This window comes from Nonomuraea sp. NPDC049649 (assembly GCF_040675175.1).
GTDB lineage: Bacteria > Actinomycetota > Actinomycetes > Streptosporangiales > Streptosporangiaceae > Nonomuraea.
The window spans coordinates 100,915-114,296 of the sequence record NZ_JBFAOH010000012.1 but is presented as its reverse complement, the minus strand read 5'-3'; the positions used below and the strand labels follow the sequence as shown (position 1 = coordinate 114,296).

Below are 13,382 nucleotides of genomic sequence, written 5' to 3'. Positions count from 1 at the left end.
AATGGTTGATACGACATGTCCGACTTGCGGCTTAGTCTCGTGGTCGTGCGGGAATCCCATCGCCTCGTCTACTGGATACGCCGGCTGAGCGAGCTGGCCATGCTCGGCTGGCTCGGCCTGCTGCTCCTGGCCGACCTCGCCGTCGCCCTGGGCGGGGGCCTGCAGTGGCTGGTGTTCCTCCTCGGCAACGCCGGCATCGCCGCCGTGATCCTGCGCCGCAGCCACCGGGTCCAGACGTACGCGATCATGCTCTGCCTGTCGTTCGCCGTCTCGATGATCATGTGGCTGACCGGGACGAGCGGGATGCCCGGGGCGGCGGAGACCGGCGTGCTGCTCGTCCTCATGCTGGGCGTGCTCCGCCACGTCGAACCCGTCCGGGACGCCGCGATGCTCGCCGTCTCCGGGCTGATCGTGCTCATGGCCGAGGCCATCGGCCGGGCGTCCGCCGGCGGAGCGCTCGTCTACTCGTTCATGCTGCTCGTGGCCTGGTCCACGATCGCGGGCGTGGGCGGCTACCTCCGCTTTCAGCAGGAGCGCCGCAAGGAGGCCGTCCGTTCCGTACGGCGCGCCGAACGGCTGGAGCTGGCCCGGGAACTGCACGACCTGGTGGCCCACCACATCACCGGCATCGTCGTCCAGGCCCAGGCCGCCCGGACCGTCGCCCAGACCAAGCCGGAAGCGGTCCTGCCCGCCCTGGACGCCATCGCCACGGCCGGCGGCGACGCGCTGACCTCGATGCGCCGCATGGTGACCGTGCTCCGCGCCGACGAGGCCGCCCGCACCCCCGGCAGCACCCTGGCCGATCTGCGGCTGCTCACCGAGCGGTTCTCCTCCGAAGGGCCGAAGGTGGCGTTCGAGATCGGCTCCGGCATCGACGACCAGACCCTGCCGCCCGAAGTCCTCACCACCCTGCACCGGGTGCTCCAGGAAGCGCTCACCAACATCCGCAAGCACGCCCAGCGGTCCGCGTGGGTGGAGGCCGACCTGCGCCGCTACGACTCGACCGTGGTGCTGCGCGTGCTCAACCACGGCGCCGACGCCAACCCCCGGCTGGCCCGCACCGGCGGCGGCTTCGGCCTGGTCGGCATGGCCGAACGCGTCGAAGCCCTCGGCGGCCGGCTCACCGCCGGGCCCACCCCCGAGGGCGCCTGGCAGGTCATCGCCGAGTTCCCTCTTCACTGAGAACTCTGGCCCTGATCCGGTCCACGTCGTGGCGCTCTCCCGCGGCGAGCGGCGTGCCGACGGACTCCCGCAGCGCCGCCGCCCGCCCCAGCAGCTCCTCCGCCCGCCCGTACCGCCCCTGCCTGCGGGCGCTCATGGCCAGGCCCAGCTCGGCGTGCTCCTCGGCGGACTTGTACGACTGCTCGACGGCCAGGCGGCGGGCCCGCTCGTGATAGTCGTCGGCGCGGGCGTAGTCGCCGGTCAGCAACGCGATCCGGCCCACGGCGGACAGCCTGAACGAGACCTCGCAGCCCAGCTCCTCGGCCAGCTCCAGTGCCTCGTGCCGGAGCCGCCCGGCCTCCTCGTAGTCACCCAGCTTCTCGGCCAGCCGATCGAGGCTGTCCATCGCCTCGATCCGCCCCCAGCCGTCCCCCAGCTCCTCGAACATCGCCAGGCTCCGCTCGGCGTCACGGCGCATCCTCGTCAGGTCCCCGCGCCGCTCAGCCAGCTTCGACCTGAGCGCCAGCGCCGCCGCCACCCCCCACCGATCACCCAGCTCCCCGAACCCCCGCAGCGCCCTCTCAGCCGCCTCCTCATGCGCGCCCACATCCCCGTACGCCCACCGCACGTGCGTCGGAAACCACCCGGCCAGCGCCCGCCCGGCCCTATCCAGCTCCCCATCCGGGACAGGCGTCGCCGCCTCCCCCGTCGCCATCGTCATCCCGGCCAGCCACACCGCCGCCCGCGCCCGCTCCGCCCCGCCCGCACCCGGGCCGGCCGGTTTCGAGGCCGCGAGGGCCGCTGTCAGGGAACGGCGGGCCTCGCCCAGCCTGCCGCGCAGGAACCAGTACCAGGCGAGGGCGTTCACCAGGCGGAGCGGGTCCGGTCCGGTGAGGGCGCGGCGGAGGTTGGCGCTCTCCTGGTCCAGCCGGGCCAGCCACTCGCGCTGCCGGGGACCGCGCAGGTCGGCCCGTTCGGCGAGGCGTGTGTAGTAGCGCGCGTGCCGCTCTGCGATCAGCTCGTACTCGCCCGCCTCCCGCAGCCGCTCGCCGTAGTACACCGCCACCGACTCCAGCAGCCGGTGACGCGGCCCGGGGGTGACCAGAGAACGCTGGACGAGCCGTACCAGCACGTCCGTCACGTCCACGCCCGGCTCCGCGCAGACCTGCTCGGCCGCCTCCAGCGTGCAGCCGTCGGCGTGCACGGCCAGCCGGCGCAGCACCACCCGCTCCGGGCCCGACAGCAGCTCCCAGCTCCAGTCGATCATCGCCCGGAGCGTCCGCTGCCGGGCGGGCGCGTCGCGCGTACCCGAGTTCAGCAGCCGGAACCGGTCGTCCAGGCGCGCGGCCAGCTCCTCGACGCCGAGCGCCCGCACCCGGGTGGCCGCCAGCTCCAGCGCCAGCGGAATGCCGTCGAGCCGCGCGCAGATGCCTTCCACGGCCGGGCTCGCCTCGACCCCGGCCCGGTCGGTGAACAGCCGCACCGCCGCGTCCCGCGCCAACGGCGGCAGCACCTTGACGTGCTCCCCGGTGATGCCGAGCGGTTCCTGCCCGGTCACCAGCACATCCAGCCCCGGAGCGTCCCTGAGCAGCGCGGAAACCACCTCGGCCGCCCGCTCGACCACATGCTCACAGTTGTCCACAACCAGCAGCGTCCGTCTACCGGCCAGCGCCCCAGCCATTTTGGGCGGCAACGCCCCGGCCCCGTCATCCCGGACCCCGAGCACCCCGGCCACCGCCTCGGCCACGTCCCCGGCCCCGGCCAGCTCCACCAGCCACACCCCGCCGGGATAAGCGTCCGCAGCGGCCAGCCCCCGCGCCACCTCGACGGCCAGCCGCGTCTTCCCCACCCCGCCCGGCCCCGCGACCGTCACCAGCCGCCTCTCCCCGAGCAGCCCCCGTACCTCGGCGACGTCCCCCTCCCGCCCGATCAACCCACCCACCGGCGCAGGCACATTCCCCGGAGACACCGGCACCGGCCAAACACCCGCCACCGTGTTGGAGGCTTCCTGCACCGTACGAGGAAGAGGGCCGGTGCGGCGGACCGGGAGAGCCGGGTCCTGACGGAGGATGGCCTGGTGCAGGGCTCTGAGCTCGGGAGCCGGATCGACGCCCAGCTCCCGGGCGAGCCGGTCGCGCAGGGACGCGAAGACCGCCAGGGCCTCGCTCTGCCGCCCGTCCCTGTACAGCGCCCGCATGTGGAGGGCGGTGAGTCGTTCCCGCAGGGGATGCTCGGCCACCAGGACACTCAGTTCGACAGGCTCTCCGAGAGCCAGCCGGATCTCCGCCAGCTCCTCCCACGCCGTCAGCCGCTGCTCGTCGAGACGAGCGATCTCCGGCGCGGCGAAACCCTCATCGGCGAAGTCGGCGTAGGCGGGCCCCCGCCACAACGCGAGGGCCTCCTCGATGACCGCGGCCCGCCCCGGCGCCCCTCCCGCAGAGGAAGCGAGCAGTGTACGGAAGAGGGACGCATCGACCGTCACCCCGTCCAGGCGGTACCCGGAGGGGCCGTGCAGCACAGGCGATCCGAGGGCACGGCGGAGCTGGGAGACGCGGGCCTGGAGGGTGCCCGCAGGATTGCGGGGTGGCCGGTCGCCCCAGAGGTCGTCGATGAGCTGGTCCGCCGACACCGGGCCGCTGTCACGGGCCACCAGGGCCGCCAGCAGCACACGTACCTTGCGATCGGGAACCCGCAGCGGCACGCCCGCCGACGACCGCACCTCCAGCGGTCCCAGGACTCCGATGCGCGCCACGTCATGGTCAACCCGTGGCGGGCCGGAAGGATTTCCGAAGGGCCCCGCCCCAGGCTGAGGGCCATGAGTGATGTGACGGTGATCGGCCTGGGGCCGATGGGATCGGCGATGGCCGCGACGTTCCTGGAAGCGGGCCACGACGTGACGGTGTGGAACCGTACCGCGAGCAAGGCGGGCCCGCTGGTGGCGAAGGGCGCGAGACAGGCGGAGCGGCCCGCGACGGGCGAGCTGCTGGTGATCAGCCAGATCAGCTATCAGGCGTTGTACGACAGCCTCGGCGAGGCGCGGCTAGATGGGAAGACGCTGGTCAACCTGAGTTCGGGCACTCCCGCCGAGCTGCGGGAGGCGGCGCGCTGGGTGGCGGAGCGCGGCGGCACGCTCGTCACGGGCGGGATCATGGTGCCGCCGCCGGGCATCGGCCAGCCCGGTGCGTACACGTTCTACAGCGGGCCGAAGGAGGCGCTGGACCGGCACGCGGCGACGCTGGAGGCGCTGTCGGCGGTGACGTACGTGGGCCAGGACCCCGGGCTGGCGATGATGTACTACCAGGCCCAGCTGCTGATGTTCTGGTCGGCGCTGACGAGCTTCATGCACGCGGCGGCGCTGCTGGAGACGGCGGGGGTGCGGCCGACCGCGTTCGCGCCGTTCGCCCGGGAGCTCCACGGCGAGCTGGCCTCCGACGGCCCGCTGGGCCTCGGGATCCTGGGCGAGGAGCTGGAGGCGGGCGTCTACCCGGGCGAGGACAACAGCCTGCACATGCAGGCGGTCGGCATGGGCCACGTGGTGGAGACGCTGCGCGCGGCGGGGCTGGACACGACGGTGCCGGAGGCTCTGCACCGGCTGTTCGCCAGGGCCGACGCCGAGGGCCACGGCGACGAGGGCCTCACCGCCGTGGTCGAGTCGATCAGGCAGGGAACCCGCCCAGCTCCGTGAGCGGGTTCCCCCTGTGGCTAGTGGTTGGCGAGGAAGGCGAGCAGGTCCTGCCGGGTGAGGAGCCCGGCGGGCTTGCCGTCCTCCAGCACGACCGCGGCATCGGCCTTCTCCAGCGCCTCGACCGCCCGCGACACCGGCTCGCCGCTGCCGATCATGGGCAGCGGTGCCGACATGTGGTCGGAGATCGGGTCCTCGGCGGAGATCTTGCCGTGGTAGAGCGCCTCCAGCAGGTCGCGCTCCAGTATCGAGCCGACCACCTCGGCCGCCATGACCGGCGGCTCCTCCTTCATGACGGGGAGCTGGGAGACCGAGTACTCCCGCATGATGGAGATCGCGGTGCCGACCGTCTCGTGCGGGTGGGCGTGGACGAACTCGGGCAGCCCGGGGCTCTTGCGGGCCAGCACGTGGCCCACCAGCTCCTCCTCGGAGGAGGTGGTGAGGAAGCCGTAGTCGGCCATCCAGTCGTCGTTGAAGATCTTCGACAGGTAGCCGCGGCCGCCGTCGGGCAGCAGCACCACGACCACGTCGTCCGGCCCGGCCTTGGCCGCGACCTGGAGCGCCGCCACCACGGCCATCCCGCAGGACCCGCCGACCAGCAGCCCCTCCTCGCGGGCGAGCTTGCGGGTCATGTTGAACGAGTCCTTGTCGGACACGGCGATGATCTCGTCGCAGATCTCGGTGTCGTAGGTCTCGGGCCAGATGTCCTCGCCGACGCCCTCCACCAGGTAGGGCCGGCCGGAGCCGCCGGAGTAGACCGACCCCTCGGGGTCGGCGCCGATGACCTTGACCCGGCCGCCGGAGACCTCCTTGAGGTAGCGGCCGGTGCCGCTGATGGTGCCGCCGGTGCCGATGCCGGCCACGAAGTGGGTGATGCGGCCCTCGGTCTGCTCCCAGATCTCCGGGCCGGTGGAGCGGTAGTGGGACTCGGGGTTGTCGACGTTGGAGTACTGGTCGGGCTTCCAGGCGTTCGGGATCTCGGCGGCCAGCCGGTCGGACACCGAGTAGTAGGACTCGGGGTGGTCGGGCGCGACCGCGGTCGGGCAGACCACGACCTCCGCCCCGTACGCGCGCAGCACCGCGATCTTGTCGTGGGCCACCTTGTCGGGCACCACGAACAGGCAGCGGTAGCCCTTCTGCTGGGCCACGATGGCCAGGCCGACCCCGGTGTTGCCGGACGTCGGCTCGACGATGACGCCGCCGGGCTTGAGCGCGCCCGAGGCTTCGGCGGCCTCGACCATGCGGACGGCGATGCGGTCCTTCACCGAACCGCCCGGGTTGAAGTACTCGACCTTGGCTAGCACCTGGGCAGGCAGTCCTTGCGAGACCTTGTGCAGGCGGACGAGCGGGGTGTTGCCGATGAGCTCGACCAGGGAATCATGTACGCGCACCGAGGTGTTCACCTTCTTTGCCGAAGCTTGGTCAGCCGATCCGTGGCCGGGAACCCGTAAGGGTGGCGGGCACTGGGCTACTTTCAACCAAAGCTACCGCTGAGCTCGGGCGAAGGGACAACTGACGTGGTGTGGCCAGCTGGCGCGGCGCGGGCCGCGCGCAGGATCGCGGCGGCGGCGGCGCTCGGCGGAGGCGGTCTCACGGCGCTCGGCGCCACCGCCTACGCGCTGCTGATCGCCGAGAGCCTGCTGGCGCGCCGCACGATCGGGACGCCGCACGGCCTGGAGGGCCCGCCGTCCGACGGCGTCTACGGCGACTTCCCCGGCCCGCCGATCAGGATGGCCATGCTGGGTGACTCCACGTCGGTCGGGCTGGGCATGACCGAGGCGGGCAAGACGCCGGGCGTGCTGATCGCCTGCGGGCTGGCCGCCGTCGCCGAGCGGCCGGTGGAGCTGCGCGTGGTGGGCAAGTCGGGGGCGCCGTCCGCGGAGCTGGACGAGCAGGTGGACGCGGTGCTGCCGTGGCCGCCGGACGTGGCCGTGATCTTCGTGGGCGCGAACGACGTGATCACCCGGACGCCCCCGGCCACGGCGGTGCGCCATCTGGTGAAGGCGGTGCGGCGGCTGCGCGGGGCGGGCGCGGAGGTGGTCGTCGGCACCTGCCCCGACCTGGGCACGGTCCGTCCGATAGCGCAGCCGCTGCGCTGGGTGGCCCGCCGCTGGAGCCGCCAGATCGCCGCCGCGCAGACGGTCGGCGTGGTCGAGGCGGGCGGTCGTACGGTGGCGTTCGCGGGGTTGCTGGGCCAGGAATTCCACGCAAATCCGGGCGAAATGTTCGGACCGGATCGTTTCCATCCATCTGACCAAGGCTACGCACAGGCTGCGTACGCGGTGCTACCGTCTGTGTGCGCCGTGCTGGGGCTGTGGCCAGAGCCGCGACCCGAGCCCGGCGAAGGACTGCAACCGATCTACCTTGCGGCGGCCACGGCCGCGGAGGAGCCCGGCACCGAGGTTTCGGCCACCCGGGTCGACGGGCGGACGACCGGCACCCACGGCAGGTGGGCGACGTTGTTCCGCCGCCGTCGGCTCGGGGGGCAGCTCAACGACGCCTAGAGCCGGTCACTCTCCGGGCCGGAGTCGTCACTCGCCGTCCCTTTGGAGGGATTTGCCCGTGCTCCGGCCCTTCGCTCTCGCCGCCACCGGGATCCTGGCCCTGGCCGGCTGTTCCGGCAGCGACGCCGCCACCGCAGGCTTCCCGGCCTGGCACAACTCCTCCGTCAACGCCGTCAGCCGGATGGCCGCGGCCGGCGGGGTGGTCACCACCACCTCCATGAAGCCCGACGGCACCTTGGAGACCGTCGCCGTCGGCCTCTCCGACGGCAAGAAGCTCTGGGCCCACCCGGCCACGATGGCGGGCCGCCTGCCCGGCATGGGCGTCTCGGCGCCCGCCATCGTCGAGACGGCCGGCGGCCAGGCCGTCGTCGCGGCCCTCGACCCGGCCAAGAAAGGCCGCTGGAAGGCCACGCTCGTCGTCCGCGACGCCCGCACCGGCGAGCAGAAGTGGACGCGTCCCGTCCACTCCACCTTCGGCCCGCAGCGCTGCGGCCCCTACCTGTGCATGTCGGAGCACACCGCGCTGTCCTCCGCCCGCGTGGTCGTGCTCGACCCGGCCACCGGCAAGCAGCTCTGGAAGCTGCCCGGCATCGCCGAGGTCGAGTGGTCCGACGCCGAGCAGGTCGTGATGCTCCGGCTCGCCACCGATCCGACGCTCGAGTCGTACGATCTCAAGACCGGCAAGCTGCGCTGGCAGCAGCCGATCGAGCAGGCGCTGGGGCCGGGCGTCGATCTGTCGGGCGGCTGGGCGTTCGGGGCCTCCGGCGACGACCTGATCGGCTACGTCGCCCCGTACACCCACCCGAAGTCGAAGAAGACCTCGGCGTTCGGGATGTTCTCGGTCAACATCGACGACGGCGCGATCAACTGGATGCGGCCCTCGGTGGTGCGCGTCTACCCCAGCGGCAGCCCCGGCCACGCGCCCGTGGTGCGGCCGGTCGACCAGCGCGGCGCCTACGGCGGGTTCGCCCGGCTCGACGCCGGCAACGGGCGGGTCGTCGGCCAGATCACCGCCGCCGACGTGCCGGGTTCGGGCTGGTGGCTGGCGTTCCCGGGCGGCATGGACAAGCTCGGCTTCCTCAAGCACGGCCACCCGGGCACCGCGTTCGACCTGGTGAGCGGGAAGCCGGTGGCGGTCGAGGAGCAGCGCGGCTGGTCCTTCTGCGTGACCGACCCCAAGCCGCTGCCGCTCAGCGGGCAGGCGCCGGGCTTCTACTCCACCGCCGCGCTGTGCGAGTACGACCTGGCGTCGGGCAAGCGGGTGGCCGACGCGGGCGCGCCGCCGGTCTGGTACACGGGCAGCCAGCAGGGCTGGCGGCTCTGGCGTGACGAGAAGGGCGCGATGCACGCCGTCCACGACGGCACCGCGCCCACTCCGGGGATGTACGGCTGACTTTCCCCCAGAAAGGCCGGGCTCCAGGGGATCGGCCCGGTACGGTCGCACGCCGCGGCGCCTTCGGGCGTCCGGCGGGCGGCCGGTGGGCCCGGCGCCGAGCGGTCAGCGCCGGGCCCTTCCCTCTGTGTGGGGGTCCCGATGTCGGGGAGAAAAGTATTGGAATATAGTTCTAGTACTGCCGACAAAGGAGGGGCCATGCCCGAGGCCGTCATCGTCGCTACCGCCCGCTCGCCCATCGGGCGGGCCTTCAAGGGCTCGCTCAAGGATCTGCGCCCCGACGACATGACCGTCCAGATGATCAAGGCGGCACTGGCCAAGGTGCCGCAGCTCGATCCGCGCTCCATCGACGACATCATGCTCGGCTGCGGCCTGCCCGGCGGCGAGCAGGGATACAACATGGGCCGCGTGGTCGCCGTGCTGCTGGGCCTGGACGACGTGCCCGGCACCACCGTCACCCGCTACTGTTCCTCGTCGCTCCAGACCACCCGGATGGCCTTCCACGCCATCAAGGCCGGGGAGGGCGACGTGTTCGTCTCCGCCGGCGTCGAGGCGGTCTCCCGGTTCGCCAAGGGCAACTCCGACTCCCTGCCCGACACCATGAACCCGATCTTCGCCGAGGCCACCGAGCGGACCAAGCAGTACGCGGCGGGCGGCAAGACCTGGCAGGACCCGCGCGAGGACGGCCAGGTGCCCGACGTCTACATCGCGATGGGCCAGACGGCCGAGAACGTGGCCCAGCTCAAGGGCGTCAGCCGCCAGGAGCAGGACGAGTTCGGCGTCCGCTCGCAGAACCTCGCCGAGAAGGCACTGGCCGACGGCTTCTGGCAGAAGGACATCACGCCGCTGACGCTGCCCGACGGCACCGTGGTCAGCAAGGACGACGGCCCGCGGCCCGGCACCACCTACGAGAAGGTGTCGACGCTCCAGCCCGTCTTCCGCCCCGACGGCACGGTCACGGCGGGCAACTGCTGCCCGCTGAACGACGGCGCCGCCGCGGTGATCGTCATGAGCGACACCAAGGCGGCGGAGCTCGGCATCACCCCGCTGGCCAGGATCGTCTCGACCGGCGTCTCCGGCCTGTCGCCGGAGATCATGGGCCTCGGCCCGGTGGAGGCGAGCAACCAGGCCCTCGCCCGGGCCGGCATGGCCATCGAGGACGTCGACCTGGTGGAGATCAACGAGGCGTTCGCCGCCCAGGTCATCCCGTCCTACCGGGAGCTCGGCATCGACATCGACCGGCTGAACGTGAACGGCGGCGCCATCGCGGTCGGGCACCCGTTCGGCATGACGGGCGCCCGCATCACCTCGACACTGATCAACAGCCTCCAGCACCACGACAAGACGATCGGGCTGGAGACGATGTGCGTGGGCGGCGGCCAGGGCATGGCGATGGTCCTGGAGCGCCTGAGCTGATCACCGCGGCGTGCCGGGCCCGGCTCAGCCGTGGAAGTCGGGCCCGGCACGCTCCGGAGTGATGCGCATGATCACCCGCTTCTCGCGGACCATGGTCTCGCGGTAGTCGTCCCAGTCGGGGTGCTCGCCGGAGATGTCGCGGTAGTAGGTCACCAGGGGTTCCATGGCCTCGGGCAGCGAGACGATCTCGGTGGTGCCCTCCACCTGGATCCACTGGCCGAAGAAGCCGTCGGTGAACGCGCAGACGGCCGCCCTCGGGTCGCGGCGCGCGTTGCGCACCTTGACCGCCATCTCCCGCGAGCTGATGACGAGGCGGCCCTCCGCGTCGACGCCGACGAGGACCGGCGACATCTGCGGCCGTCCGTCGGCGTGCCAGGTCAGCAGGACCGCTCTGTGGTTCTCGCGGAGGAAGTCCCGCGCTCTGTCCAGATCCATAAGACATGATCGTACGGCGGAAGCCCCGTGGAGGCGTGGACCGTGCCGTGGCACGGGAGCCTGCGCGGTCACGGCGGAAGCGCCGTGGAGGCGTGAACCGTGTGTACGGTCACGGCGGGGATGTCGTGGAGGGTGCGCCGTGCCGCCATGCTCGCGCCCGTGCCGTGGCACGGGCGCGGGATAGATGGTGAGGGCTCTAGATGAAGCCCATGCGGTTACGGCGGCGCCGCTCGTGCTCGTGAACGATCGCGGCGGCGTAGCCGTGGGTCAGCCCGTGCTCGTCGGCGAGCCAGTTGGCCCGCTCGGCGCACCTCAGGAATGCCGGGCCGTTGTCGATGGCTTGAAACCACTCCGGGAGTTCGCGCCCCGTGATGGCCGGGACTCTGGCGATGAGCTTGGTCTGCGTCTCCGGTGAGTGGTTCAAGGACATGGGCACCTCCACGGATTGGGTCCTTTGCTTGACACTGCAACACCGGTTGATGAATGACAAGACCCGGCCAGGCGATCCTTTCCGTCACGGCAGGTGGATTTCCCGTCACACAAAGAAGGGCCCCGCCGAGTGGCGGGGCCCTTCGATGCCGCTGTGTCAGTCGCTACTTGCGAAGTAGCTGATGAGGCGGAGCAGTTCGATGTAGATCCAGACCAGGCTCAGCGTGAGGCCGAAGGCGCACTGCCAGGCGAACTTCTCCGGGGCGCCCTGCTTGACGCCCTGCTCGATCGAGTCGAAGTCGAGGAGCAGGAAGAAGCAGCCGAGCAGGATCATCGCGACGCTGAAGACGATGGCCAGCGGGCCGCCGTCGCGCAGGCCCAGGCCGCCGTCGACGAAGAACCCGGCGATCAGGTTGACCACGATCAGGCCGAGGGCCGCGATGGCCGCCGCGACCACGTACTTCACCAGTTTGGGGGTGACGCGGATGATGCGCAGCGTGTAGACGGCGAGTGTGCCGGCGAAGGCCATGGCCGTGCCGAGCACCGCCTGGACCACGATGCCGTTGATGTTGGCGTCGAAGACGCTGCTCACGGCGCCGAGGAAGACACCCTGGAAGGCCGCGTAGCTCAGGATGAGCAGCGGGTTGGTGCTCATCGAGAACGACGCGATCAGGCCGAGGACCAGCGCCACGATGGCGGATCCGATCGCCACGCCCATCGGCACCTGTAGGTACCACGACGCGGCCGCCGCCACGACGAGGGTGCCCAGCGTCATGAAGCCGCGCACCACCACGTCGTCAATGGTCATCGTGCGGTAGGCGGGCTGCGCCGGCGGGACGTACGACGGAGAGTCGTACATGTTCTGCAACTGCTGCGGGGTCGGGGTCGCCTGGCTTCCCCAGCCTGCCGACTGTGACCGACTGAATACGGGGTTCTTGCTCTGCATCGCTGCCTCCTGCGCCGAGCCTATGGGACCGGGCGGCGCCTAGGTCAACTAGGGCTCTGATCTATGTAGCTTCGAGACTTCAGCAGCACGGTCAACGTACACGCGCCCCCGGAAGTTCCCGCCGTTGTAAAGCTGAAATTCGTGCATTTCCCGTGGTAGAGAGCCGGTGCCCCCGGCGGGATTCGAACCCGCACCGCAACCCTTTTAAGGGGTTTGCCTCTGCCATTGGGCTACGGGGGCGCCGCAATCATACGAAACGGACCATGCTTCCGGTGGGCACAACTTCGCATCACCCGCCACAAGTGTGAAGTTTGTGGTGAAGTGATAGAGCTCCTGACACTCTGTCCACGAAGAGGATCCCGTCCAGATGGTCCAGCTGATGCTGAATACACCGAGCTTCGAATGCGTCGGCTTCGATGGTGACGGGCTCTCCGCTTCCTGGCAAACGCCCACGTAAAGTGATATGCGTGGCACGCCGGACATCGGCGGTAAGGTGCGCGACGGACGCGCAGCCCTCACGACCGCAGTCCCAGCGGGCCGCCTCGGAGAGGCGAGGATTGACCACGACGAGCTCTCCGGCCCATGACCGGGCCCGAGGGTGGCGACGGGCGTCAAAGGCGATCAGGCGCCAACTCAGGCCGATCTGAGGCGCCGCCAGCCCGGTGAGGCCGGGCAGGCGGCGGAGGGTCGCGAGGAGGTCGGCCGCGGCCGCCACGACCTCGGGAGCGGTCGGGTCGACCGGCTCGGCCGGCGACGACAGGACCGGGTGGGGCGCGGCCAGCACCGGCCGGGCGGTCCCCGCCGGCCTCGTCCTGCCGCTCCCCGTCCCGGTACGTACCGTCACAGCAGTTCCGGCTCGACAGGACGGAAGGTGATTTCGGAGTCGAGCCCGGCGCCGGCCGCGGCCAGCCGCCGCATCAGGTCGGCCACGTCCGCCTTCTCCGGCAGCTCGACGTCGGCGATGAGCACGTACAGACGGCCGCTGAGCCGGGTGCTCATCCCGGTGATGTTGCCGCCTTCGGCGGCGAGCACGGCGCTGATGCCCGAGATGATCCCCGGGCGGTCCGGCCCGTGCACCGTGAGCACGTACTCCAGCCCCTTCTGATGGCGCCGGAAGTCGCGCCGGGCCGCGACGGCGGCGGCGGTGACCACCAGATCCGGCGCGGTCAGGTGCTTGGTCAGCTCCTCGGCGCTCAGCTCGCCCTTGACCAGCAGCATCATGGCGATGTGGCCGCCCAGCAACGTCATCGTGGAATCTTGGATGTTGGCCCCGCAGCCGGCCAGCGACCCGGTGACCGCGGCGATCACTCCCGGCCGGTCCACGCCCAGCACGGTCACCGCTGACAACCCCACCCGCTATCCCCTCCCTTGGATCGTGGGAGCCCGAAACGCCCCGGCGCTCGCCGGGGCGCCTGC

12 protein-coding genes and 1 tRNA gene are annotated in these 13,382 nt (G+C 71.4%); 5 read left to right on the top strand and 8 right to left on the bottom strand.

The window, feature by feature from the left end; genetic code table 11:
* Nucleotides 1-45: 45 nt before the first annotated feature.
* Entirely contained in the window at nucleotides 46-1,182 is a 1,137-nt protein-coding gene (locus AB0J42_RS18220; protein WP_364295591.1) for a histidine kinase, read from the top strand.
* On the opposite strand, the gene AB0J42_RS18215 is transcribed toward AB0J42_RS18220, so the two are convergent.
* Nucleotides 1,157-3,913 (bottom strand): BTAD domain-containing putative transcriptional regulator, encoded by a 2,757-nt coding sequence (locus AB0J42_RS18215; RefSeq protein ID WP_364295589.1) that lies wholly within the window; start codon nucleotides 3,911-3,913, stop codon nucleotides 1,157-1,159. The genes AB0J42_RS18220 and AB0J42_RS18215 overlap by 26 nt on opposite strands.
* 63 nt (nucleotides 3,914-3,976) lie before the next feature.
* Between AB0J42_RS18215 and AB0J42_RS18210 the strand changes: the two genes are divergently transcribed.
* Entirely contained in the window at nucleotides 3,977-4,846 is an 870-nt protein-coding gene (locus tag AB0J42_RS18210) for an NAD(P)-binding domain-containing protein (RefSeq protein ID WP_364295586.1), read from the top strand.
* Nucleotides 4,847-4,863: 17 nt separating this feature from the next.
* Here the strand turns inward: AB0J42_RS18210 and AB0J42_RS18205 are convergent, their stop codons facing one another.
* Nucleotides 4,864-6,234, bottom strand: coding sequence for a cystathionine beta-synthase (locus tag AB0J42_RS18205; protein WP_364295583.1), 1,371 nt, complete (start codon nucleotides 6,232-6,234; stop codon nucleotides 4,864-4,866).
* A 126-nt stretch (nucleotides 6,235-6,360) separates the two neighbouring features.
* Here AB0J42_RS18205 and AB0J42_RS18200 point away from each other — a divergent pair, with 126 nt between their 5' ends.
* The 3 genes from AB0J42_RS18200 (at nucleotide 6,361) to AB0J42_RS18190 (ending at nucleotide 10,156) form a co-directional block, all read left to right on the top strand.
* Complete coding sequence (locus AB0J42_RS18200) at nucleotides 6,361-7,347, top strand: SGNH/GDSL hydrolase family protein (protein WP_364295580.1); 987 nt, start codon at nucleotides 6,361-6,363, stop codon at nucleotides 7,345-7,347.
* 58 nt (nucleotides 7,348-7,405) lie between these two features.
* Entirely contained in the window at nucleotides 7,406-8,740 is a 1,335-nt protein-coding gene (locus tag AB0J42_RS18195; RefSeq protein ID WP_364295577.1) for a hypothetical protein, read from the top strand.
* A 198-nt stretch (nucleotides 8,741-8,938) separates the two neighbouring features.
* Nucleotides 8,939-10,156 carry an acetyl-CoA C-acetyltransferase gene (locus AB0J42_RS18190; RefSeq protein WP_364295574.1) on the top strand — a complete coding sequence of 406 codons (1,218 nt, stop codon included), beginning with the start codon at nucleotides 8,939-8,941 and terminating at the stop codon, nucleotides 10,154-10,156.
* Nucleotides 10,157-10,180: 24 nt separating this feature from the next.
* Here the strand turns inward: AB0J42_RS18190 and AB0J42_RS18185 are convergent, their stop codons facing one another.
* From AB0J42_RS18185 to AB0J42_RS18160, 6 genes are all read right to left on the bottom strand, one after another.
* Nucleotides 10,181-10,591: a PPOX class F420-dependent oxidoreductase gene (locus tag AB0J42_RS18185; protein ID WP_364295571.1), complete on the bottom strand. Its 411-nt coding sequence runs from the start codon at nucleotides 10,589-10,591 to the stop codon at nucleotides 10,181-10,183.
* A gap of 196 nt (nucleotides 10,592-10,787) precedes the next feature.
* The gene (locus AB0J42_RS18180; RefSeq protein WP_364295568.1) at nucleotides 10,788-11,021 is read right to left on the bottom strand and encodes a DUF4287 domain-containing protein; all 234 of its coding nucleotides are present in this window, start codon (nucleotides 11,019-11,021) and stop codon (nucleotides 10,788-10,790) included.
* 156 nt (nucleotides 11,022-11,177) lie between these two features.
* The gene (locus AB0J42_RS18175) at nucleotides 11,178-11,966 is read right to left on the bottom strand and encodes a Bax inhibitor-1/YccA family protein (protein ID WP_364295565.1); all 789 of its coding nucleotides are present in this window, start codon (nucleotides 11,964-11,966) and stop codon (nucleotides 11,178-11,180) included.
* Nucleotides 11,967-12,133: 167 nt separating this feature from the next.
* Nucleotides 12,134-12,206: transfer RNA gene (locus AB0J42_RS18170), tRNA-Leu, on the bottom strand.
* A gap of 49 nt (nucleotides 12,207-12,255) precedes the next feature.
* On the bottom strand, nucleotides 12,256-12,750 hold the full coding sequence (locus AB0J42_RS18165) for a peptide deformylase (RefSeq protein WP_364295562.1): 495 nt from the start codon (nucleotides 12,748-12,750) through the stop codon (nucleotides 12,256-12,258).
* A 56-nt stretch (nucleotides 12,751-12,806) separates the two neighbouring features.
* Nucleotides 12,807-13,319 (bottom strand): ACT domain-containing protein, encoded by a 513-nt coding sequence (locus AB0J42_RS18160; protein WP_364295559.1) that lies wholly within the window; start codon nucleotides 13,317-13,319, stop codon nucleotides 12,807-12,809.
* Between the last annotated feature and the right edge of the window lie 63 nt (nucleotides 13,320-13,382).

Bases quoted from the DNA above. Each gene is read 5' to 3' on its own strand.
- AB0J42_RS18210 (WP_364295586.1), top strand. From the start codon at position 3,977: ATGAGTGATGTGACGGTGATCGGCCTGGGGCCGATGGGATCGGCGATG.
- AB0J42_RS18180 (WP_364295568.1), bottom strand. From the start codon at position 11,021: ATGTCCTTGAACCACTCACCGGAGACGCAGACCAAGCTCATCGCCAGA.
- AB0J42_RS18190 (WP_364295574.1), top strand. From the start codon at position 8,939: ATGCCCGAGGCCGTCATCGTCGCTACCGCCCGCTCGCCCATCGGGCGG.
- AB0J42_RS18175 (WP_364295565.1), bottom strand. From the start codon at position 11,966: ATGCAGAGCAAGAACCCCGTATTCAGTCGGTCACAGTCGGCAGGCTGG.
- AB0J42_RS18185 (WP_364295571.1), bottom strand. From the start codon at position 10,591: ATGGATCTGGACAGAGCGCGGGACTTCCTCCGCGAGAACCACAGAGCG.